We start from the raw sequence: 22,804 nt of genomic DNA, 5'->3' as shown, positions 1-22,804 counted from the left end.
TCCCTTGTCGACACTGCCAACGCTTACCAGCACGTAGTATATTTTCATTAAACCGGATTGATTTCTCCTTTGATTGAAATCGACATACCCGATGGATCACCAGTGACAGCCGGTGTCCGGCAGGTATAAACCATGAGTGACTCTCGTTATATGAATACGCTGGAAAAAATCCAGAGCCATCTGGAGCTCCTGAGCAAATCGGAAAGGAAAGTCGCCGAGGTGATCCTGGCCTCCCCACAAACCGCGATTCACTCCAGCATCGCCCGGCTGGCCAAACTGGCCGATGTCAGTGAGCCGACCGTTAACCGCTTTTGCCGCCGCCTGGAAACCAAAGGGTTCCCCGACTTCAAACTGCATCTGGCACAAAGCCTGGCTAACGGTACGCCCTATGTAAACCGCAATGTCGAAGAAAACGACACCGTTGCCGCTTACACCAGTAAGATCTTTGAATCGGTGATGGCCAACCTGGATACAGTAAAGGCAAATCTCGACATTACCGCAATCAATCGTGCGGTTGATCTGCTTACCCAGGCCAAAAAAATCTCGTTCTTTGGGCTCGGGGCCTCTGCCGCCGTGGCGCACGATGCCATGAACAAATTTTTCCGCTTCAATATTCCGGTGGTCTATTTTGATGATATCGTCATGCAGCGCATGAGCTGTATGAACTCCGTCGAGGGGGATGTCGTGGTACTGATCTCCCATACCGGGCGCACCAAGAATCTGGTCGAGATGGCGCATCTGGCACGAGAGAATGACGCCACGGTCATCGCCATCACCTCGAAAGATACTCCACTAGCCCAGGCTGCGACCCTCCCCCTACTGCTGGACGTGCCGGAAGATACCGATGTTTATATGCCAATGGTGTCCCGAATTGCGCAGTTAACCCTGATTGACGTGCTGGCCACCGGATTTACCTTGCGTCGAGGGGCTAAATTCAGAGATAACTTGAAGCGGGTCAAGGAAGCGTTGAAAGAATCGCGCTTTGATAAAGGGATCGTCCCCAACAGTTTCGACTGAAAACGGTTTTAAAAACCGCCGGTCAGATCACAAGTTGACCCGCGGGATTATAGTTGTACCCTGATAGCTCGTTCATACAGATAACCCAGATGAAAATTGGGTAGGCGAAAAGCGTCTGCCCCCTCATCCGGTTTCGTTATCTGACGTTCAGCAACACCAATACTTGCGTCACAAGTCAACGGAGTAATACATGACCAGACGGCTCAGAAGAACCAAAATCGTTACCACACTGGGTCCGGCTACCGACCGCGACAATAATCTGGAAAAGATTATTGCTGCTGGTGCGAACGTAGTTCGGCTTAACTTTTCCCACGGCAATGCAGAAGACCATCAGGCACGGGCAGATAAAGTGCGTGAGATTGCGGCCAAGCTGGGGCGTCATGTCGCTATCCTGGGCGATCTTCAGGGGCCAAAAATCCGCGTTTCCACCTTTAAGGAAGGCAAGATTTTCCTTAACATCGGCGACAAATTCCTGCTGGATGCCAACCTGACCAAGGGTGAAGGCGATAAAGAAAAAGTCGGTATCGACTATAAAGGCCTGCCTGCGGACGTGGTGCCTGGCGATGTGCTGCTGCTGGACGATGGCCGCGTACAGCTGAAAGTGCTGGAAGTTCAGGGCATGAAAGTGTTCACCGAAGTCACCGTGGGTGGCCCGCTGTCGAACAATAAAGGCATCAACAAACTGGGCGGTGGCCTCTCTGCCGAAGCCCTGACCGAGAAAGACAAAGCCGATATTCTGATCGCCGCCAAAATTGGCGTCGACTATCTGGCTGTCTCCTTCCCACGCACCGGCGAAGACCTGAACTATGCTCGCCGCTTGGCACGTGACGCAGGCTGCAACGCCAAAATCGTGTCGAAAGTAGAACGTGCCGAAGCCGTATGCAGCGACGAAGCGATGGATGACATCATCCTGGCTTCCGACGTGGTCATGGTTGCCCGTGGCGATCTGGGCGTCGAAATCGGCGATCCGGAGCTGGTGGGCATCCAGAAGAAACTGATCCGTCGCGCCCGTACGCTGAACCGTGCGGTGATCACCGCCACGCAGATGATGGAATCGATGATCACCAACCCGATGCCAACCCGCGCCGAAGTGATGGACGTGGCGAACGCCGTGCTGGATGGTACCGATGCAGTCATGCTGTCTGCCGAAACCGCTGCGGGCCAATATCCAGCCGAAACGGTAGCCGCCATGGCGCGTGTTTGCCTTGGTGCAGAAAAAATCCCAAGCATCAACGTATCCAAGCACCGTCTGGACGTGCAGTTCGACAATATCGAAGAAGCCATCGCCATGTCGACCATGTATGCCGCTAACCACCTAAAAGGGGTTACCGCCATTATCGCCATGACCGAATCTGGCCGCACCGCGCTGATGATGTCACGTATCAGCTCCGGCTTGCCGATCTTCGCCATGTCTCGCCATGAGCACACGCTGAACCTGACGGCGCTGTATCGCGGTGTCACCCCGGTCTACTTCGGCAGCCACAGCGATGGCGTTGCCGCCGCTAATGACGCTATCGCCCGTCTGCGTGATAAAGGTTACCTGGTGTCTGGCGATCTGGTGCTGGTTACCCAAGGTGACGTTATGAGCACCGTGGGCACCACCAATACCAGCCGTATCCTGCGCGTAGACTGATTAACGCGCATTTAATGTTAAGGCCGGTCGGTTTACGCTGACTGGCTTTTTTATTGCTATTTGGGGAAGCTCTTCATGCTGCATCAACATCATCAGCAATATACTTATGGCTCGCTGGATCTTGATGGGCGACAATTGGCCAATCTGGATAGTGAAGATCTCAGCGGCACCTCCCTGCAAAAAATCAGCCTGTACAATAATTGCCTGACCCGCTTCCCCGAGCAGATTTTTCACCATCGTAACCTGAGAGTGCTCAATATCTCCTGCAACCAGATTGTCAAACTGCCGACGGAAATCGGTTTGCTCCGCCAGTTGCAGATGTTTGATTTTGGTCACAACCAGGCAGCATCAATTCCCGCCGAAATCGGGGAATTACGTGAATTAAAGTATCTGTATTTAAGTGATAACGGCTTCAGCCAGCTACCCGATTCGCTGCGCCAGCTGCAGGCGTTGTGTTATCTGAATCTGACGGATAATCAGCTAGTGGAACTCCCCACGCCGCTATGCGCCATGGCGGCGCTACAAGAGCTACGTCTCTACAATAACGCCATCACCGCATTACCCTCCGAGATCGGTTTGTTGGGCCAGTTACGTGAATTACACCTGATGAAAAACCGTCTCACTACCCTGCCCAGCGAGATCGCTCAACTGTCGGAGTTACAGGTGATGGATTTGGAAAACAACGCCATTGCGTACTTACCCGATCAATTCTGCCAATTGCCCAAGCTGAGCACCCTCAATCTGCGTTTCAACCAGTTATCCCGGCTGCCAGAGAATTTTGGTACGTTAAGTTCACTGGTTTCATTAGACTTGCGTGCCAACCGATTAAGTCAATTACCGACCAGCATGGCGCAAATGAAAAACCTACGGCGACTGGACCTGCGTTGGAATGACTTCCACCATTATCCAGCGGTGCTTGAACCGCTGATCCAGCAGGGCTGCATGGTGCATTGCTAACTATCTGGTTAAAACGACAGCGATGAACACTGGATTTTTCAAGCCGTTGCAGAGCATTGCGTAACGCTGCGCAAAGTTGATAGTTGGGGTTAAAACAGACACGAGCCAGACGGGTGTGATGAATATACTACGCGTGGGTGCTCTGGATCTTTGTATCTGGAGCCAAAAGCCAAGGTAATGGATACAAAGAGAAAAGCCCCGAGTCGATAACATCAACCCGAGGCCAACTCTAACGCCTACACAACGTTAGGTTAGCTTCTTACCTGCCGAGAGGCAAGGAGAAGGAAACGCAATGTTGAATCAAGGAAACATCGTCAAACTGATCGTTATCTGTACCACCGTTATTTTGCTGGTATGGCTAACGCGCAGCAAACTTTGTAAGCTGCGTATTCGATCGGGCAACACGGAGGTTGCGGCCATTTTGGCCTACGAATCCGAACGGTAAGGCAACCCAACGGCGGGGGCCTGCTCCCGCCCGTTGGTTGTTGGCGTGTAGATCCAGGAGCACCCTTCTCCTACCAACCAAAAGGACAGGTTATAGCCCGTCGTTACAGTTTGCCAAAAGCTGCTGAAATTGTAGGAAACGAACAGGTTAGAGCGTAGGGGCGCCGCATACTGCGCTTATTTAGCAGAGTGTAACGCCCGGTAGAGAGTTGATAAGCGACATTAACGATATAAATCGTCCCGCGAGTAAGGTTCAATCTCACCTTCCTTGCGCGTTTTCAGCAGCTTCAAAATCCAGGTATATTGCTCTGGATTAGGGCCCACCAGGTTTTCCACTTCTTCGTTCATGCGGCGCGCAATGCGAACATCGTCGGCTTCGGCCAGATCATCCATCGGCTCACGGATATAAATGTCCAGCATGCTGGTTTTACCGTCATATACCGGGAATAGCGGCACGATCGCCGCTTTGCAGACTTTCATCAAGCGGCCGACCGCAGGCAATGTGGCTTTATAGGTCGCAAAGAAATCCACGAATTCACTGTGCTCGGCACCGTGATCCTGGTCAGGCAGATAATAGCCCCAATAACCATGGCGCACCGAACTGATAAAAGGCTTGATGCCATCGTTGCGGGCATGCATGCGGCCACCAAACTTGCGGCGCACGCTATTCCACAAATAGTCGACCAATGGGTTGCTCTGGTTATGGAACATCGCTGCCATGGGTTGCCCGCGCGCAGCCATCAGCATCGCTGGCACATCAACGGCCCAGCCGTGCGGCACCAGGAAAATCACGTTACGCCCTTCCTCACGGATTTTATCCAGCACGTCTTCACCGTGCCAACGTACGCGCTTGAGTACTTTCTCCGGTTTGGTACAGGCCAGTTCCGCCATCAGGATCATCGATTGTGGCGCAGTGGCGAACATCTCATCAATAATTTGTTCGCGTTGCTGTTCTGGCAGTTCCGGCATGCAATAAAGCAGATTGATACGGGCGCGGCGTCGTGCCCCCTTCGCAACCTTGCCAGCCAGTTTACCAATCGCACCCAGTAATGGGTCTCGCATTCGAGCAGGGACCAGAGAAATACCGGCCATCAGCCCGGTTCCCAACCAAACGCCCCAGTAGCGCGGATGATAGAAAGCTTTATCAAATTGCGGGATGAACTCTACGTTCGATTTTTTCTCGTTTTGCATGACCTGCTCTCATTCAACGCGTCTGCTCGCAAAATATATACCCGTCGTCTTTCAAGCTGCAGCGTTGTTACCTGCGCTTGTTCACCCCAGTCACTTACTAAAAGGGATGAACAAGCTTGTCGCCTAGCTGCAACTTGAAATCCATAGGGTATAAAACTATACACCTAATTACTGTCAAGCAACGGGCCAGGTTAGAACCGCAACCGTACGCTGACAACATAAGGTATTTGTGGCCTCGAGCAGGCACTAATAAAAACATCGGCCCGAAATCAGGCCGATGGGAAATCAAAAGGGATAGCGACGGTTAATCCAGCTGCAGCTGTGGCACCACTTCCTTCACCTGTGCCAGGTAATCGCTGCGATCTTTACCCATCAGCCCTTCAGAGCGAGGCAACTTAGCCGTCAATGGGTTTACCGCTTGCTGGTTAGTCCACATTTCATAATGCAAATGTGGGCCGGTAGAGCGGCCGGTGTTACCGGAAAGCGCAATGCGATCGCCACGTTTCACCTTCTGCCCTGGCTTGACCAACAGCTTTTTCAAGTGCATATAGCGCGTGGTGTATTGGCGGCCATGGCGGATCGCCACATAGTTACCTGCCGCGCCACTGCGCTTGGCGATCACCACTTCACCGTCACCCACCGCCAACACTGGCGTACCGACCGGCATGGCGAAGTCGACGCCTTTATGCGGTGCAATGCGCCCGGTCACCGGATTTACGCGGCGTGGATTAAAGTTGGAAGAAATACGGAACTGCTTCATGGTCGGGAAGCGCATAAAGCCACGTGCCAGCCCGGAACCCTGACGATCGTAGAACTTGCCGTCATCGGCGCGGATGGCGAAATAGTCTTTGCCGCTGCTGCGCATACGCACGCCCAACAGTTGGCTTTGCTCGCTCTTGCCGTCAAACTCTTCGCGCGACATCAACACCGCGAACTGATCGCCTTTGCGCAGCTTGCGAAAATCAAGCTGCCATTGCAGGGCTTTAATCACCGCATTGATCTCGGCACGGCTCAGGCCAGCCGCCGAGGCGCTGCTGACAAAGCTTCCGTTCAGCTTGCCGGTCAGCACGCTGTTGCGCCATTCGCCCTTTTGGGTTTCCTTGGTTTCTTTGAAGGAATTGCCCACACGGTCATAGGTGCGGGTTTCACGACGTGAAACTTCCCAGGTCAGGCGCTTGAGATCGCCATCTTCGGTAAGTGTCCAGGAGAGTTGCTGGCCGATTTTCAGGTTACGCAAATCGCGGTTCTGCGAAGCCAGCAGCGAAACATCCGACATTTCGATGCCGTACTGGGTCAGAATACTGCCGAGCGTGTCACCGGTAGAAACCACATATTCATGCACACCTTCCTCTCCGGCGACCTTCTGGTCCAGCTCATCCTCAGGGATGTCATCATCGGGGGTGGGTTGGTCGGCATCAATAGGTTCACTGGCTTCGGGCTGCAATGCCCTTAACTGGTTGGCTTCCAACTCGACGCTTTTAACGATAGGGTTATGTTCTGGGTGATAAACGGAAGGCCGCCAAACAGCGACGGCCAACGTAACGACTGTCAACGACCCTAGCATTACGCGATGGGGCCGAGGCAGGTTGTTATACGCCAGAGTGATAGTTCGGACTATCTTCTGCACTCAATAATATCCTCATAATCTTTACTTCAGGCAGCTCACGTACTGGTTGGACAGCGCTGTCAGGAAGTTCCCGTAGCTGTCTTTCCCCAGTGCGATGCCGATACCCAGCGGGTCCAGCGTTCCAGAACGCACATTGGTACCCTTGGCAACGGCATTAATGACGGCCGGTCTGAATTGTGGCTCAGCAAAAACGCAGACTGCTTTCTGCTCAACCAGCTGTGTTCGAATTTGGTGTAAACGCTGTGCGCCAGGTTGAATTTCGGGGTTAACGGTAAAATGGCCCAATGGGCTCAAGCCGAAGTGTTTTTCAAAGTAGCCATAAGCGTCATGAAAAACAAAATATCCCTTACCTTGCACAGGCGTTAGCATCTTAACAAGATTTTTATCAGTTTGCGCTAGCTGATCCTCGAACTGGCGCAGGTTTGCGTCTAATTTGTCCTTCTTTTGCGGCATAAGTTCCAATAATCTGTCGTGGATCGCGATCGCGGTCACTTTTGCCACCTCTGGCGACAGCCAAACGTGCATATTATAGTCACCGTGATGATGGTCATGCCCATCATCACCATCCGCATGACTATGCGCTTCGGCTGCATGATCATGATCATGGTCATGATCGTCATCGCCTTTCATCAACAGCGGCTGTACCGCAGGCAGTTCACCAATCGCCAATTGCTTGTTGGCGGGCAGCTGCGTCAGGGACTTGGTCAGAAAAGCCTCCATATCTGGCCCTACCCACAGCACCAGGTCGGCGCTACGCAGCCGCTGAATGTCCGATGGGCGCAAGGCGAAGTCGTGGGGCGAGGCACCGTCCGGTAATAAAATCTCGGTAGGCGTGACCCCATCTGCGATAGCGGATGCGATAAAGCCCAGCGGGCGGATAGAGGTCACTACGGCGGCCGTCGCATTGCCAGCCATTACCAAAGCCGTCGCCAGCAGAGTGCGTTGCAGCCATTTATTTTTCTGTACCATCATCAGTAATCCCGTCGTTTTCAGCAAAGAAGCGTGATATTATAACATTCGGTTAGTTCTGCAAAATGTAATCACAACATGTCTACACTGGCAACGCTAAAAAATATCTCTGTTTCTTTTGGTACCCGGCGGGTACTGACAAATATCTCTCTTAACCTGCAGCCGGGTCGTATTCTGACGCTCCTCGGGCCTAACGGGGCTGGCAAGTCAACGCTGGTTCGCGTAGTGCTTGGCCTGATTGCCCCAACGGAAGGCACGCTGGAACGTCTGCCTGGGCTGCGCATTGGCTATGTGCCGCAAAAGCTGCATCTCGATGCCACCCTGCCCCTGACCGTCAACCGCTTTATGCGGCTCAAACCTGGGGTGAAAAAGGCCGATATCTTGCCCGCGCTCAAACGCGTGCATGCCGCGCACCTGTTGGATCAGCCCATGCAAAAGCTGTCCGGCGGCGAAAACCAGCGGGTGTTGCTGGCACGAGCGCTGTTGAACCAGCCGCAGTTGCTGGTGCTGGATGAGCCCACGCAAGGGGTGGACGTTAACGGCCAGTTGGCGTTATACGACCTGATCGACCAATTGCGCAAAGAGTTGGGCTGCGCCGTGCTAATGGTTTCCCATGACCTGCACCTGGTGATGGCCAAAACCGACGACGTCCTGTGCCTGAACCAACATATCTGCTGCTCTGGCACGCCGGAAGTGGTGTCAATGCACCCGGAGTTTATCGCCATGTTCGGTAATCGGGGTGCTGAGCAGTTGGCGATCTATCGCCATCACCATAATCACCGTCACGACCTGCAAGGCAGAATTGTGCTGAAAAAAACCGGGAGCCGTGAGGCATGATTGAACTGTTATTGCCCGGCTGGCTGGCCGGTGTGCTGCTGGCTGCGGCGGCGGGTCCGTTGGGTTCCTTTGTGGTCTGGCGCCGGATGTCATACTTTGGCGATACGCTGGCACATGCATCGCTGCTTGGCGTTGCCTTCGGCTTATTGCTGGACGTCAATCCGTTTTACGCCGTGATTGCCGTCACGCTGCTGTTAGCCTTAGTACTGGTTTGGCTGGAGCGCCGCCCGCAGTTGTCGATAGATACGCTGCTCGGCATTATGGCGCATAGTGCACTATCGCTGGGTCTGGTGGTGGTCGCGCTGATGTCCAACGTGCGCGTAGATCTGATGGCTTATCTGTTTGGGGATTTGCTGTCGGTGACGATTGGCGATATCTGGATGATCGGTACTGGCGTGGTGATTGTGCTGCTGGTGCTCTGGTGGCAATGGCGCGATCTGCTGTCGATGACCATCAGCCCGGAGATGGCTCATGTCGACGGCGTTAACCTGCCACGCGCACGCACCATTTTAATGCTGGTCACCGCCTTGACCATCGGGCTGGCCATGAAATTTGTCGGCGCGCTGATTATTACGTCGCTACTGATTATCCCAGCCGCAACCGCACGGCGTTTTGCCCGCACTCCTGAACAAATGGCCGGTTATGCGGTATTGATAGGGATAATTGCGGTCACCGGTGGGCTAACCTTCTCGGCGTTTTACGATACGCCTGCCGGGCCTTCGGTAGTGTTATGCGCTGCGGTGCTGTTTGTACTGAGCCTGTCGAAAAAGCAGCAGGCTTGATCTCATTACGCCAGGGTCTCCCCTGGCGTAACTCCTGGATTGCTACTTCTCTTCCCGTTCGATGCCAAAGTGCTTATAGGCATGATTGGTCGCCATTCGCCCACGCGGAGTACGCTGAATAAACCCCTGTTGGATCAGGAAGGGTTCGATCACGTCTTCTATCGTTTCACGCTCTTCACCGATTGCCGCCGCCAGGTTATCCAACCCCACCGGGCCACCGGTAAACTTGTCGATGATCGCCAACAACAGCTTGCGGTCCATATAGTCGAAACCTTCCGCATCGACGTTCAGCATATCCAGTGCCTGCATGGCCACTTCGCCATTGATCACACCATTGGCGCGCACTTCGGCAAAATCACGCACGCGGCGTAACAGACGGTTGGCAATACGCGGTGTACCGCGAGCACGACGTGCCACTTCATGCGCCCCATCGGTAGACAGATCCAGCCCCAGGCAGTTGGCACTGCGGGAAACGATATGCTCCAGATCGGCCACCTGATAGAACTCCAGACGCTGCACGATGCCAAAGCGATCGCGTAATGGAGAGGTCAAGGAACCGGCCCGCGTGGTGGCTCCAACCAGGGTGAACGGTGGCAGGTCGAGCTTGATTGAGCGCGCCGCCGGGCCTTCACCGATCATGATATCCAGCTGATAGTCTTCCATCGCTGGATACAGGATCTCTTCCACTACCGGCGAAAGACGGTGGATTTCGTCGATAAACAGCACGTCATGGGGTTCCAGGTTGGTCAGCATTGCCGCCAGATCCCCAGCCTTTTCCAGCACCGGACCAGAAGTGGTACGCAGGTTAACGCCCATCTCATTGGCCACGATGTTGGCCAAGGTGGTTTTGCCCAACCCAGGCGGCCCGAAGATCAACAGGTGGTCCAGTGCATCGCCGCGCTGTTTGGCAGCCTGAATAAAGATTTCCATCTGCTCACGCACGTGCGGCTGGCCAACGTACTCCGTCAGCAGCTTGGGGCGGATCGCACGATCCAGCACCTCTTCTTCATTGAACGGCTCGGCAGAGATCAGGCGGTCGGCTTCAATCATGGTCTACCCCTTTGCGTGCTACAGCGCGGCGCGTAATGCGTCGCGGATTAGTGCCTCGCAATCCGCGCCCGGTTTGGCAACCTTGCTGACCATACGGCTGGCTTCCTGTGGCTTATAACCCAGGGCCACCAGTGCAGAGGCGGCTTCGGCTTCAATATCCATCTCCGCCGCTTTGGCCACGTTGGCAGGCAGGGTGATTTCGCTGTTGTTGTTGAACAGATCGCCGTTCAAGCCTTTGAAGCGGTCTTTCATTTCTACTACCAGACGCTCGGCCGTTTTCTTGCCCACGCCTGGCAGTTTGATCAACGTGGTGATCTCTTCACGCTCTACCGCACTGACAAACTGCTGGGCAGACATGCCGGAGAGGATCGCCAGCGCCAGCTTTGGCCCCACGCCATTCACTTTGACCAGCTCACGGAACAGCGCACGCTCTTGTTTATCATTGAACCCATACAGCAGTTGCGCATCTTCACGCACCACGAATTGGGTAAACACGATAGCCTCTTGCCCCAGCTCCGGCAGCTCGTAAAAGCAGGTCATCGGCATATGCACTTCATACCCGACGCCATTGGTTTCAAGTAACACCAGCGGTGGCTGCTTTTCCAGAATAATTCCTCTGAGACGACCTATCATTACCCCTCCTGAATGGATCCCTGTACGTGGCGCACTGCCACGCAGTATTGATACAGCTTATACCATAAAAAAGGCTGGATGAATATCCAGCCTCCGAACGATAACAAAATGGCCATGCCTCGGCGGGCCAGCATGCAGCCCCCTACGTTACAGACCCCTAACGTAAACGCCCACGCGCCAGATTCAACCGCCCTTCACTCATACGCAGCACGTTCTGGCTGAGATGGCAGTGGGTAATGGCGATAGCCAACGCATCCGCGGCATCCGCCTGAGGATTGGCAGACAGCTTCAGCAGCGAGCGAACCATATGCTGCACCTGAGACTTTTCCGCCGCACCGGTACCGACCACCGTCTGTTTCACCTGGCGCGCCGCGTACTCAAACACTTCCAGGTTTTGATTGACGGCGGCAACGATCGCCACTCCCCGCGCCTGCCCCAGCTTCAGCGCCGAGTCCGGGTTCTTGGCCATAAACACCTGTTCGATGGCGAAGAAGTCCGGTTGAAACTGGGTGATGATTTCGCTCACGCCAGCATAAATCAGCTTCAGGCGCGTTGGCATATCATCCACCACGGTACGAATACAACCGCTGGCAACATAGGTCAGTTGGCGGCCCTGCTGGCGGATCAGGCCATAGCCGGTGACGCGCGAGCCGGGATCGATACCCAGTATGATCGCCATTGCTACCACCACCCTGCATTGATTGTTGCCTGGCGTTGCCGGTTGGCAACGCCATCATTTACCTGCATTACAGCGTTGCAGCGATCTCGTCGGAGATCTCACCGTTATGGTAAACCTCCTGCACGTCGTCACAGTCTTCCAGCATGTCGATCAAGCGCAGCAACTTAGGTGCAGTTTCCTCATCCATGTCCGCTTTGGTGGACGGGATCATGGAAACCTCGGCCGAGTCTGCCTCAAAGCCTGCGGCGGTCAACGCGTCTTTCACTTCACCCAGATTTTCCCAGGCGGTGAAGACGTCAATGGCACCGTCGTCATAGGTCTGGATATCTTCGGCACCCGCTTCCAGCGCAGCTTCCATCACCGTGTCTTCATCCAGACCCGGTGCATAGGTGATCACGCCTTTTTTGGTGAACAGATAGGCCACGGAACCGTCGGTACCCAGGTTGCCACCACACTTGGTGAAGGCATGGCGCACTTCTGCCACGGTACGGTTACGGTTGTCACTCAGGCACTCGATCATTACCGCGGTGCCGCCAGGGCCGTAACCTTCATAGATGATGGTTTCCATATTGGTATCATCATCGCCGCCTACGCCACGGGCGATAGCACGGTTCAGGGTATCGCGCGTCATGTTGTTGGACAGCGCTTTATCAATAGCCGCACGCAGACGCGGGTTCGAACCCGGATCGCCGCCGCCCAATTTGGCGGCAGTCACCAGCTCACGAATAATTTTAGTGAAAATCTTACCGCGTTTGGAATCTTGTGCAGCTTTGCGGTGTTTGGTGTTGGCCCATTTACTATGACCTGCCATAAAAAATATCTCCAAAAAGAACTACTGGACAGAATGGATCACAAACTCTTCAATCGCCTGCTGATTACTCCAGGACTTGGTCAGTTTGACCGCCTCGGACGCCTCAAGCCATTGGTAAGCATGATGTTCGGTCAAGACCGGATCGCGCTCATCAGGTAACGCCAGACAGAACCAGTGCTCTTTATTACGCGTGGTTCCCGGCGCATAGCGGTGTCGCAAATGGACAAAGAGTTCAAATTCCACGCAGCGCTGGCAATCGAACAACGGCAGCCCCTCTGCCGCGATATCGATGCCAATCTCTTCCATGACTTCGCGCTGTGCGGCATGCGGCGGCGATTCGGCGTTTTCAAGGCTGCCGGTGACCGACTGCCAGAACTCCGTATCGTCACGCCGCTGTAACATCAGCACCCGGCCACTGGATTTAGCATAAATCACTACCAGAATAGACTCGGGCCGCTTGTAATTCATCACTCGCTCTCTTGTTCGGCTGAGGCTTTCTTCACTACGCTGATCGCCAGTTCCTGCAACGAAGCCGGGTTGGCGAAGCTTGGTGCATCGGTCATCAGACAGGCTGCCGCGGTAGTTTTCGGGAAGGCGATAACGTCACGGATGTTCTCGGTACCGGTTACCAACATCACCAGACGATCCAGACCGAAGGCCAAACCGGCGTGCGGAGGAGTGCCGTACTTCAGCGCATCCAGCAGGAAGCCGAACTTCTCACGTTGTTCTTGCTCATTGATGCCAAGAATACCGAAGACGGTTTGCTGCATTTCACTGCGGTGAATACGCACGGAACCACCACCCACTTCATAGCCGTTCAGCACCATATCGTAGGCATTGGCGATAGCTGAGGTAGGATCTTTTTGCAGCTCTTCCGGGCTCATATCGCGCGGTGCGGTAAACGGATGGTGCATCGCCGCCAGGCCACCTTCGCCGTCCTCTTCGAACATTGGGAAATCGACCACCCACAGCGGTGCCCAGCTGTCGAGCTTGGTCAGGCCCAGATCGCGGCCGATTTTCAAGCGCAGCGCGCCCATGGCGTCGGTAACGATTTTAAAGCTGTCGGCACCGAAGAACAGAATGTCGCCGGTTTGCGCATTGGTGCGCGCCAGGATCGCTTCCAGCACTTCGGCACTGAGGAATTTGGCAATCGGGCTTTGCACGCCTTCCATACCCGCAGCACGATCGTTAACCTTCAGCCATGCCAAACCTTTGGCACCGTAGATATTAACGAAAGCGCCGTATTCGTCGATCTGCTTACGAGTCAGCTGTGCGCCACCCGGAACACAAATCGCGGCCACGCGGCCTTTGGCATCGTTCGCCGGGCCAGAGAACACTTTAAACTCAACGTCTTTGACCAGGTCGGCAACGTCCACCAGCTCCAGCGGGTTACGCAGGTCTGGCTTGTCGGAACCGTAACGGCGCATCGCTTCGGCAAAGGTCATGATCGGGAATTTACCCAGATCTACGCCCTTCACGTCCAACCACAGTTCATGCACCAGTTGCTCCATCACTTCTCGCACCTGCTCGGCGCTCATGAAAGAGGTTTCCACGTCGATCTGGGTGAATTCCGGCTGGCGATCCGCACGCAGGTCTTCGTCACGGAAGCACTTGACGATCTGGTAGTAACGGTCGAAGCCAGACATCATCAGCAGCTGTTTGAACAACTGTGGGGACTGTGGCAACGCGTAGAATTTACCTTTATGTACGCGGCTTGGTACCAGATAGTCACGGGCACCTTCCGGCGTGGCTTTGGTCAGCATTGGGGTTTCGATATCCAGGAAACCGTGGCTGTCCATAAAGCGGCGCACAAAGCTGGTGATCTTGGCACGGGTTTTCAGGCGGTCGGCCATTTCCGGGCGACGCAGATCCAGGTAGCGATATTTCAGACGCGCTTCTTCGCTGTTGGTCTGGTTCGAGTCCAACGGCAGTGGTTCGGAGCGGTTGATGATCTCAAGCTGATGAGCAAACACCTCAACTTCGCCAGTCGCCATATCCTTGTTGACCTGGCTTTCCGGGCGCGCACGCACGGTACCGACGATCTGGATGCAGAACTCATTACGCAGTTCAAAGGCTTTGTCGAAGGCCGCTTTCTGATCCGGATCGAAGAACACCTGCACGATGCCTTCGCGGTCACGCATATCAATAAAGATCAGGCCACCCAGATCGCGGCGGCGGTTGACCCAACCACACAAAGTGACTTCCTGGCCGACGTGGGCCAGATTCAACTGCCCGCAATATTCAGTACGCATACGCTATCCTTTTGACTTAAGCCGATTCGGCCGGAGGTTGGCAGCAGTTGCTGTTTCCGCACGGCTATTATCTGACGAATTGTTATTTATCACCCGGTTTGAAGTCTGTTGCATACCAGCCGGTGCCCTTTAACTGGAAACCGCTGGCAGAGATCAACTTGGTCAGTGCGGGCTGCCCACACGCCGGACATTGAGTCAAAGGCGCGTCGGAAAATTTTTGTAGTTTCTCTAATCGATGTTGGCATGAGCCACATGCATATTCATAAATCGGCATAGATCGCTGGATTAAAGATTGGTGAAAAAAGGCGGCCATTATAAAGGAAATTCATGCGCCAGATAAGAGCGAACACGGCATTGTTGCAATGCTAAATCGCATCTATCAGTAGCAAACAACACATCGGTTAACAAATTTCCCATTAACCAGCAGCAGTTTTATCACGTAGCCTGTATACCCGTCGTCTTTCAAATGCTAGTGACGCAACCTAATCCACTTTAACCCAGAGACGCACCCAATGTTGAAACTTGATGCCCAAACCACCGCCTTGGTCCTGATCGATCTGCAAAACGGCATTTTACCTTACGCCGCTGGCCCGCACAGTGCCAGCCAAGTCGTCACCCATGCGGCCCATCTGGCAGGGCGTTTCCGCGCGCTGAATGCCCCGGTGTTTCTGGTGCGCGTCGGCTGGTCTGATTCCTTTGCCGAAGCGCTCAAGCAACCGGTAGATAAGCCTTCACCGTCTCCGGTCGGCGGGTTGCCAGCGTCCTGGTGGGAATTCCCCGAAGAACTGGCGGTACAAGACAGCGATGTGCTGATCACCAAACGTCAATGGGGTGCATTCTATGGCACCGATCTGGACCTGCAACTTCGCCGTCGGGGCATCAAATCGGTGGTATTGGGCGGTATCGCCACCAATATTGGCGTGGAGTCTACCGCTCGCGCGGCCTGGGAACATGGCTACGAGTTGGTGATCGCCGAAGACATGTGCAGCACCTACAGCGCCGAGATGCACCAATTCGCCTTCGATAATATCTTCCCGCGTATCGCCCGTGTGCGTAGCACCAGTGAGATCCTGGCTGCGCTGTAAAAGCTCATCTAGCTGTTGATAAAGAGTAACAGGTGGAAGTCATGCAGAACGCCGACACACCGTAAATCCGTCCATGGTGGCTCGTATCGCGCATCCCTGCGCTCAACGGTCGGCTAACCTGCATTGACCTCCACCCGCTTCATGCTCCGGTGTTGCGGTAGTAAACACCGTTTTAGGCACTTGAAAGCAAGGCAGGATGACGCTACCGTTGTTGCCAAAATGTAAAACAGGGAAGATGAGCGTTTGATGTACATCGGACTACCGCAATGGCAACATCCGGCCTGGAACCGCATCGGCCTGCGCGATCTGGCGGACTACAGCCGCTACTTCAACTGCGTAGAAGGTAACACCACCTTCTACGCTTTGCCGAAGGCGGAAATTGTGCATCGCTGGCGCGATATGACCGGCGATGATTTCCGTTTTTGCTTTAAATTCCCTTCAGCGATCAGCCATAAAGCGGCACTGCGCGGCTGTGAAGCCGATATCAAGGCATTTTATGACTGCCTGCGCCCCCTTGAAGGACGTATTGGACAGCTGTGGTTGCAGTTGCCCGCCGCCTTTGCTCCCGAACATCTGGGCATTTTATGGGCATTTCTTGATGCCTTACCGCCGGAGTTCACCTACGGAGTCGAGGTCCGTCATCTGGAATTTTTCGCCAAGGGTGACGCAGAACGCCAACTGAATCAGGGTTTGCACCAACGCGGCATTAACCGGACCATCCTCGATAGCCGCCCGCTGCACCATGCCAAGCCGCACAACCCAGCGATTCGCGATGCACAGCAGAAAAAGCCCAAGCTGCCGGTACATGCGGTGGTAACGGCCAACAACCCGTTGATCCGCTTTATCGGCGGTGATGTGCTGGCGGACAATCAGCGCTGGTTTGAGTCATGGCAACAGAGGCTGCCTGACTGGGCGCAACAACATCAGCCTTATCTGTTTATTCATACGCCAGATAACAGCGATTCACCGCAGCAGGCTCAGAAAATCTGGCAAGGGCTACACGGCATTATTCCGAATTTAGCCATGCCTCCTGACTGGCCAGAGCAAGAAGCCTTGTTTTAACCTATTAATCTGATGGGTCCTATCGGATATTTCCTCGCGACAGTCGCGAGGATGGCAGTTATGATGCTCGTTGCCAGATTTGGTTACGAATGGAGTTAAGAATGGTAAGCGCGCTCTATGTGGTGCTTGGCGCATTGTTGTTGATCAAACTCTCTTATGACGTGGTCAGGTTGAGAATGCAGTACCGGGTCGCCTACGGTGACGGTGGGTTCTACGAGCTGCAAACCGCGATCCGCGTACACGGTAACGCCGTAGAGTACATCCCGATCGCCGCCATCCTGTTGGTGATCATGGAGATGAACGGTGCCGAAGTCTGGATGGTGCATCTGTGTGGTTTGCTGCTGATGGCAGGCCGGCTGGTTCACTACTACGGTTTACGTAACCGTGAAGTCCGCTGGCGCCGTTCGGGGATGGCGGCTACCTATCTTTCTTTGATACTGATGGTGATAGCCAATATCGTTTATCTGCCGTGGGACATTATCTTCAGTTTGCACTGATATCCCCTCTGCTCAGGCGGCCACGCCGCCTGCTTCTGCCTGCGCCGCTTTTCTGTTAGTATACGCCCCTTCGAATTCTGACCTGATTTGCCGCTATGCCAAACCGCGATACTCTTTTTTCCGCCCCGATCGCCAAACTGGGCGACTGGACCTTCGACGAGCGCGTTGCTGAAGTCTTCCCAGACATGATCCAGCGTTCCGTTCCGGGCTACTCCAATATCATTTCGATGATTGGCATGCTGGCCGAACGTTTTGTCCAGCCACACAGCCGGGTGTATGACCTGGGGTGTTCGCTCGGTGCGGCCACGCTATCGATGCGCAGGAACATCAGCGTCGAAGGTTGTCAGATTATTGCGGTCGATAATTCCCCCGCGATGGTAGAGCGCTGCCGCCGCCATCTTGATGCGTTTCGCGCTGATACGCCGGTCGACGTCATTGAGGCGGACATTTTAGACATTACCATCGAAAACGCCTCGATGGTGGTGCTGAACTTCACCCTACAGTTTCTTGAACCGGCCGACCGGCTGCGCCTGCTTGAACAGGTTTATCGTGGGCTACGCCCGGGCGGCGCCTTGGTGCTGTCAGAGAAATTCAGCTTTGAGGATGCGGACGTCGGTGAACTGTTGTTCAACATGCACCACGACTTCAAACGAGCCAACGGCTACAGCGAATTGGAAATCAGCCAAAAGCGCAGCATGTTGGAAAACGTAATGCTGACCGACTCGGTCGAAGCGCATAAAGCGCGCCTCCGGCAAGCCGGTTTTGAACATGCAGAAGTCTGGTTCCAATGTTTCAACTTCGGCTCGTTGATCGCCCTGAAATCAGGAGAAACCGCATGATCGAGTTTGGAGACTTCTACCAACGCATCGCCAAAAGCCCGCTGAGCCACTGGCTGGATACGCTGCCGGCACAAATCACCGCCTGGCAGCGCGAATCGCTGCATGGCAAGTTCAAGCAGTGGTTTAATTCGGTAGAGCACCTGCCTTCCCTGACGCCGACCCAGTTGGATTTATTGCATGGCGTACGTGCCGAGATGGAACAACCGCTGTCACCTGGCCAGCTCGAAGGCATCGAGAAAATGCTGCGTACGCTGATGCCGTGGCGCAAAGGGCCATTCTCGCTTTACGGTATCGATATCGATACCGAATGGCATTCCGACTGGAAGTGGGATCGAGTGCTACCGCATATTTCCCCGCTGGCTGGCCGTACCATCCTAGATGTGGGTTGCGGCAGCGGTTACCATCTGTGGCGTATGGTCGGTGCTGGAGCACATCTGGCGGTCGGTATCGATCCGATGCAGCTGTTCCTGTGCCAGTTCGAAGCGGTGCGAAAACTGCTGGGTGGCGATCAACGCGCCCATGTGTTGCCGCTAGGTATCGAACAACTGCCCGAGCTGGCCGCTTTCGACACAGTTTTCTCGATGGGCGTGCTCTATCACCGCCGTTCCCCGCTGGATCACCTGTATCAGTTGAAGAACCAGCTGGTTTCCGAGGGCGAGCTAGTGTTGGAAACGCTGGTAGTGCCAGGCGATCGCCATCAGGTATTGGTGCCGGGCGACCGCTACGCGCAGATGCGTAACGTCTACTTTATTCCGTCTGCCGAAGCGCTGAAGTGCTGGCTGGAAAAATGCGGATTTGTCGACGTCAGCATTGCCGATATCTGCCCAACCAGCACCGAAGAGCAGCGCCGCACCGACTGGATGACCAGCGAGTCACTGGCCGAGTTCCTCGATCCCCAAGATCCAACCAAAACGATTGAAGGCTACCCGGCACCGATCCGCGCCGTGCTGATCGCCAAAAAACCGTAAGCCTTAACCAACTCACTATGTAAGGGTGTAGCAATGCTACGCCCTTTCAGTTGCCACTGTTATTTTCTCAAAGCCTGTAGCAGATCCTTTTCAAACACCCCGCTGGATGAACATTCGAAGGGCTTGACCTTATCGTTACCATCCGCAGCCACCAGCCCCGCAACGCCATTGACTTGCACCATCACGTTAGTCCCTTCTCCGGCGCTAAAAATCTGCACCAGGATCCGGTAGGTAACATTCAGATTAGATGGCCCAGGCTGGTCTGAACAAGTCAGATACAGGCTGGCCAGTTCAGCGTCATTGCCCGTCGTGCCAACGATCCCCAGATGCGGGTCAACAAGCGTGGCCTCTAACCCTTTCTGCGCAAAAATTGCCTCAGTACGGGTTAACAGCTCATCCGGCTTACGGTTGCCTATCAAGGTAGGCTTCGCAGCAGCAGTCGACTCACCAGCGGCTGTTTCAGCCTCACTGCCGGGCTGGTTACCGGTTTTAGTTGGCCCATAGACCGAGACGCAACCACTCAATGCCAAGGCCAGCAAAATAAAATGTCTCATCACTCACCTGTAATACAGCGTGGCGCAGGCCGTTAACGACATAACAAGGCCGACAATCAGTAAATAACGCATCTCCCCTCCTTTAACGATAATAGGCCGCAACACAGCCCGATAATGAACAACAAATCAACATTAACCACACAACATAAACTCTCATGATCCCTCCTGACTGAAACCGGTTGATTCTGTTTAGTAACAGCACCATCAAACGGTATCGTCTGCACATCAACGTGTCGCTTCCTGTCATGTGTGTCAGCGCTGGCAATACAATCGAGGGGAAAACCAATCGGGGCTCAGCGTTGAGGATTGAACGCTTTCTCTGGCATGCTAGACTGGACAAAATCCAATAAATTCATAAGGGTGGTTAATGCGAGGTGTTGACAGGCTGTTGATGGTATTGCTTACCATCATGACCGGCATATGGATATCCGTCCTCTTCAATATTGGTGGTACTGCTCAAACGCTGTCGGCCATTTTTCACTGGATGGAGAGCCTGCGATAAGCCACGGCTGCCGGTTACATTTTATCAATATTTAAACTTAAGGCAGTGGTTCATCGTTAACTAGAGTTAAAGTGTTGGTATCGCGCCAACACCAGAGAAGTATGAACCTGTTTGCCCTGAGCACCTCTACCCTGTTCAGGGCTTTTTTTGCGCACAGATGCAAAAAGCCCCGAATATTCGGGGCTTCAAACCAGGCTCACAACGTTGGGCCATTGCTAAACGGTCTCAGCATACGGCTCCCTACGATCTCATTCGACAGGAGTCAGCATGGCCAACGCGTTCTTCATCGCCTCGACCGTTTCCCCGTCTACGCAGTAGTGGCTGAATTCGTCAAACTCATTGTCGGCACACATGGTGACACCCGCCTTGCGGTAACGCATGGTGGAAGGCACCGTATGTCCAGCCGAGCTATGCAACTCCTGAATACCGATATCCACAAACTTATGCATATTGCTCAAACGGACACCTGCACCGGCCATGATCACCGGGCCCTTGCTGGCATGCACCAAGTCGCGTAACAGCGGTAAGCCCAACTCGGCATTCTGCTGCTGCCCAGAGGTCAGAATACGCGCCACGCCGAGCTGCGTCAGTTGTTCCAGCTCCACCATCGGGTTTTGACACATATCGAACGCGCGATGGAAGGTCACCGCCATATTACCGCTTAGTTTCATCACCTCGCGCATCCGCGCAAGATCGATATGCCCTTCGTCGTCCAACATGCCGATGACCACACCGGCAAAACCCATCTCGCGGATCTGCGCCACGTCGTTCTTCATAATCTCGAAATCAACGGCGCTGTAACAGAAATCGCCCCCACGCGGGCGTACTATTGGATGAACGGGTATCGTTACCTGCTCCCGAGCCAGCCGCAACGATCCAAAGCTCGGCGTCAACCCACCCTCGCTCTGGCTAGCACACAATTCTATGCGGTCAGCGCCCGCATGCTCTGCTGTCATGGCACAGTCGACGCTATAGCAACAAACTTCCAGCTTCATTATTGTTACCCCCAGATAACGGTCAAAAATGCTACAGCAAACGTTCACCCGTTGCCCTATAGGCCACAGGATGACAATCTGATAAAAGTCTTAATGGCACGAAGTGCTAACTATGGCACTCAATTTTGATTAATGGATCGATCGCAGTCACAGTGGCAGCGTTAAGTCGGATAAATAACGCGAACGCATCATTTTTCTCCCTAAAACCCCATTCGAAATCGGCAACAAGCGACACGCTACGGTTTCACCCGTTCACTGGCCACGATGTCCCGAATATGATGCGGATGGAATTTGATGGTGACATTGCCATCGGTGATCGCCAAGGTCGGATTGGCCAGGCGTTCGCCCTCACCTTTAGGTGAGCTCTGCTTGAGTTTGATGCCAGGCAGCAACAGGGCTTCGTCAGGCAGATGTTCCAGGGCGCGGGCATACAGGGTAGCGGGATCGCCGCTTAGCACCAGCTCTACATGTTCCCATCCTTCATGCGGATAGCGCTTCTCACCTGGGTACGGCAGCTCGATACAGTCAATCTGCCAAGGGCCAACCTTCAGCGGCTCATGGAGATCAAACAGGCAAATCGGCCTGCCGTTAATCATCGTTTCCGAAAGCAGCGATCCGCATTGCAGTAACCCTTGCCGCCAACGATCGGCGGTGCTGTTCTGATGGCAACGCAGCGAGATATGGTCTGCGCTGAATGTTGCCAGCTCAAGATGGAGACGTTGTGCAAACTGTTCCAACGCCAGTTCAAAGCGAGGTAAATCCAGCGTCAGGTCGTTAAGTTCGGCGATCGATGACAAGGTAGTCATAAGTTTCTCAGGCTCTCCAGGATCTTTGGCAGGCCAATAATCTACACGTCGAATCGCCTGGAGGCTATGGATAAGAGAATAAAAACCTGACAGATGAACATAACGCTGCCTCTTTTGCGCCGAGGCCTATTTTAGACCGAACTATCCTTCATGAAACATGAAATAATCGAGAATCTTCTTATATCATACTTAATTAACCCACCATTAAAACCCTTAAGATTTTCTAACGATTTATCGATTTACTTTATCAATACTAATGTATGAAACTCGCTTGAAATGAAATTTAAACACCATCAAAAATGGATTGTAACATCATGTTTTAACTATCAAAAAACAAGGATAATGCGAACAATCCTAAACAGCATTCTTGTAATTGATTAGGTGACGTTAATAAGTTAGGTTAGGAGAGCATTTGATTTTGGATAAATAAACATGACCCTGTTAGGTATATCCCTTGTTTTAATAGCCATTGCCGGCTACGCGATTTATCGCCATTTCAAAACTCGTCAGAATAGTGTGTTACGTTCTGGCCGAGGCAATAAAAAGCGTTAAAACGTCCATTAATCCGCTCCCATCAAACCAATGACAGCGGACGGTTTGATTCACCTTCTTAC

Annotated in this window: 24 protein-coding genes; 11 read left to right on the top strand and 13 right to left on the bottom strand. The window is 53.7% G+C overall.

What is annotated here, in order from left to right; genetic code table 11:
- Window positions 1–150: 150 nt before the first annotated feature.
- From ACX9GU_RS11920 to ACX9GU_RS11905, 4 genes are all read left to right on the top strand, one after another.
- Complete coding sequence (locus tag ACX9GU_RS11920) at window positions 151–1,017, top strand: MurR/RpiR family transcriptional regulator (RefSeq protein ID WP_024486465.1); 867 nt, start codon at window positions 151–153, stop codon at window positions 1,015–1,017.
- 190 nt (window positions 1,018–1,207) lie between these two features.
- Entirely contained in the window at window positions 1,208–2,650 is a 1,443-nt protein-coding gene (pyk, locus tag ACX9GU_RS11915; RefSeq protein WP_021181157.1) for a pyruvate kinase, read from the top strand.
- Between the two features lie 75 nt (window positions 2,651–2,725).
- Window positions 2,726–3,607 (top strand): leucine-rich repeat domain-containing protein, encoded by an 882-nt coding sequence (locus ACX9GU_RS11910; RefSeq protein WP_473194892.1) that lies wholly within the window; start codon window positions 2,726–2,728, stop codon window positions 3,605–3,607.
- 292 nt (window positions 3,608–3,899) lie between these two features.
- On the top strand, window positions 3,900–4,052 hold the full coding sequence (locus ACX9GU_RS11905; protein ID WP_473194891.1) for a Hok/Gef family protein: 153 nt from the start codon (window positions 3,900–3,902) through the stop codon (window positions 4,050–4,052).
- Window positions 4,053–4,273: 221 nt separating this feature from the next.
- Here ACX9GU_RS11905 and lpxM read toward each other — a convergent pair whose 3' ends face one another.
- From lpxM to znuA, 3 genes are all read right to left on the bottom strand, one after another.
- Complete coding sequence (gene lpxM / locus ACX9GU_RS11900) at window positions 4,274–5,242, bottom strand: lauroyl-Kdo(2)-lipid IV(A) myristoyltransferase (protein WP_039996032.1); 969 nt, start codon at window positions 5,240–5,242, stop codon at window positions 4,274–4,276.
- A 304-nt stretch (window positions 5,243–5,546) separates the two neighbouring features.
- Window positions 5,547–6,869: a murein DD-endopeptidase MepM gene (gene mepM / locus ACX9GU_RS11895; RefSeq protein WP_037376005.1), complete on the bottom strand. Its 1,323-nt coding sequence runs from the start codon at window positions 6,867–6,869 to the stop codon at window positions 5,547–5,549.
- A gap of 21 nt (window positions 6,870–6,890) precedes the next feature.
- A complete protein-coding gene (gene znuA / locus ACX9GU_RS11890) occupies window positions 6,891–7,838 on the bottom strand; it encodes a zinc ABC transporter substrate-binding protein ZnuA (RefSeq protein ID WP_473195164.1) in 948 nt (315 codons plus the stop codon).
- A 78-nt stretch (window positions 7,839–7,916) separates the two neighbouring features.
- On the opposite strand from znuA, the gene znuC reads away from it, so the two are divergent.
- Together znuC and znuB are read left to right on the top strand one after the other, a co-directional pair.
- A complete protein-coding gene (znuC, locus tag ACX9GU_RS11885; RefSeq protein WP_179246663.1) occupies window positions 7,917–8,675 on the top strand; it encodes a zinc ABC transporter ATP-binding protein ZnuC in 759 nt (252 codons plus the stop codon).
- Window positions 8,672–9,457: a zinc ABC transporter permease subunit ZnuB gene (gene znuB, locus ACX9GU_RS11880; protein ID WP_473194890.1), complete on the top strand. Its 786-nt coding sequence runs from the start codon at window positions 8,672–8,674 to the stop codon at window positions 9,455–9,457. The genes znuC and znuB overlap by 4 nt, the downstream gene beginning before the upstream one ends.
- Window positions 9,458–9,499: 42 nt before the next feature.
- On the opposite strand, the gene ruvB is transcribed toward znuB, so the two are convergent.
- From ruvB to ACX9GU_RS11845, 7 genes are all read right to left on the bottom strand, one after another.
- Window positions 9,500–10,507, bottom strand: a complete 1,008-nt coding sequence (gene ruvB / locus ACX9GU_RS11875; RefSeq protein WP_024486543.1) for a Holliday junction branch migration DNA helicase RuvB — start codon at window positions 10,505–10,507, stop codon at window positions 9,500–9,502.
- An 18-nt stretch (window positions 10,508–10,525) separates the two neighbouring features.
- The gene (gene ruvA, locus ACX9GU_RS11870; protein ID WP_025121073.1) at window positions 10,526–11,140 is read right to left on the bottom strand and encodes a Holliday junction branch migration protein RuvA; all 615 of its coding nucleotides are present in this window, start codon (window positions 11,138–11,140) and stop codon (window positions 10,526–10,528) included.
- Window positions 11,141–11,297: 157 nt separating this feature from the next.
- Entirely contained in the window at window positions 11,298–11,819 is a 522-nt protein-coding gene (gene ruvC / locus ACX9GU_RS11865; RefSeq protein WP_021181146.1) for a crossover junction endodeoxyribonuclease RuvC, read from the bottom strand.
- A gap of 67 nt (window positions 11,820–11,886) precedes the next feature.
- Complete coding sequence (locus ACX9GU_RS11860; protein ID WP_071683364.1) at window positions 11,887–12,630, bottom strand: YebC/PmpR family DNA-binding transcriptional regulator; 744 nt, start codon at window positions 12,628–12,630, stop codon at window positions 11,887–11,889.
- 21 nt (window positions 12,631–12,651) lie between these two features.
- A complete protein-coding gene (gene nudB, locus ACX9GU_RS11855) occupies window positions 12,652–13,098 on the bottom strand; it encodes a dihydroneopterin triphosphate diphosphatase (protein WP_473194889.1) in 447 nt (148 codons plus the stop codon).
- Window positions 13,098–14,882 (bottom strand): aspartate--tRNA ligase, encoded by a 1,785-nt coding sequence (aspS, locus tag ACX9GU_RS11850; protein WP_368438156.1) that lies wholly within the window; start codon window positions 14,880–14,882, stop codon window positions 13,098–13,100. The genes nudB and aspS overlap by 1 nt, the downstream gene beginning before the upstream one ends.
- A gap of 82 nt (window positions 14,883–14,964) precedes the next feature.
- The gene (locus ACX9GU_RS11845) at window positions 14,965–15,156 is read right to left on the bottom strand and encodes an FmdB family zinc ribbon protein (RefSeq protein WP_071683691.1); all 192 of its coding nucleotides are present in this window, start codon (window positions 15,154–15,156) and stop codon (window positions 14,965–14,967) included.
- A 238-nt stretch (window positions 15,157–15,394) separates the two neighbouring features.
- Here ACX9GU_RS11845 and ACX9GU_RS11840 point away from each other — a divergent pair, with 238 nt between their 5' ends.
- From ACX9GU_RS11840 to cmoB, 5 genes are all read left to right on the top strand, one after another.
- The gene (locus ACX9GU_RS11840) at window positions 15,395–15,967 is read left to right on the top strand and encodes a hydrolase (protein WP_411752617.1); all 573 of its coding nucleotides are present in this window, start codon (window positions 15,395–15,397) and stop codon (window positions 15,965–15,967) included.
- Between the two features lie 246 nt (window positions 15,968–16,213).
- The gene (locus tag ACX9GU_RS11835) at window positions 16,214–17,029 is read left to right on the top strand and encodes a DUF72 domain-containing protein (protein ID WP_473194888.1); all 816 of its coding nucleotides are present in this window, start codon (window positions 16,214–16,216) and stop codon (window positions 17,027–17,029) included.
- Window positions 17,030–17,130: 101 nt separating this feature from the next.
- On the top strand, window positions 17,131–17,526 hold the full coding sequence (locus tag ACX9GU_RS11830) for an MAPEG family protein (protein ID WP_024486445.1): 396 nt from the start codon (window positions 17,131–17,133) through the stop codon (window positions 17,524–17,526).
- A 95-nt stretch (window positions 17,527–17,621) separates the two neighbouring features.
- The gene (gene cmoA, locus ACX9GU_RS11825; RefSeq protein WP_021806664.1) at window positions 17,622–18,365 is read left to right on the top strand and encodes a carboxy-S-adenosyl-L-methionine synthase CmoA; all 744 of its coding nucleotides are present in this window, start codon (window positions 17,622–17,624) and stop codon (window positions 18,363–18,365) included.
- Window positions 18,362–19,333, top strand: a complete 972-nt coding sequence (gene cmoB, locus ACX9GU_RS11820) for a tRNA 5-methoxyuridine(34)/uridine 5-oxyacetic acid(34) synthase CmoB (protein ID WP_021181137.1) — start codon at window positions 18,362–18,364, stop codon at window positions 19,331–19,333. The genes cmoA and cmoB overlap by 4 nt, the downstream gene beginning before the upstream one ends.
- A 59-nt stretch (window positions 19,334–19,392) precedes the next feature.
- Here the strand turns inward: cmoB and ACX9GU_RS11815 are convergent, their stop codons facing one another.
- The 3 genes from ACX9GU_RS11815 to ACX9GU_RS11805 form a co-directional block, all read right to left on the bottom strand.
- Window positions 19,393–19,887, bottom strand: a complete 495-nt coding sequence (locus ACX9GU_RS11815) for a hypothetical protein (protein ID WP_473194887.1) — start codon at window positions 19,885–19,887, stop codon at window positions 19,393–19,395.
- A gap of 750 nt (window positions 19,888–20,637) precedes the next feature.
- The gene (gene cutC, locus ACX9GU_RS11810; RefSeq protein WP_473195163.1) at window positions 20,638–21,387 is read right to left on the bottom strand and encodes a copper homeostasis protein CutC; all 750 of its coding nucleotides are present in this window, start codon (window positions 21,385–21,387) and stop codon (window positions 20,638–20,640) included.
- A gap of 233 nt (window positions 21,388–21,620) precedes the next feature.
- Window positions 21,621–22,190, bottom strand: coding sequence for a VOC family protein (locus ACX9GU_RS11805; protein ID WP_473194886.1), 570 nt, complete (start codon window positions 22,188–22,190; stop codon window positions 21,621–21,623).
- Between the last annotated feature and the right edge of the window lie 614 nt (window positions 22,191–22,804).

Source organism: Serratia sp. K1WW1 (assembly GCF_055790865.1).
The sequence above is the reverse complement of the archived record's forward strand: the minus strand, read 5'-3'. Positions and strand labels throughout refer to the sequence as shown.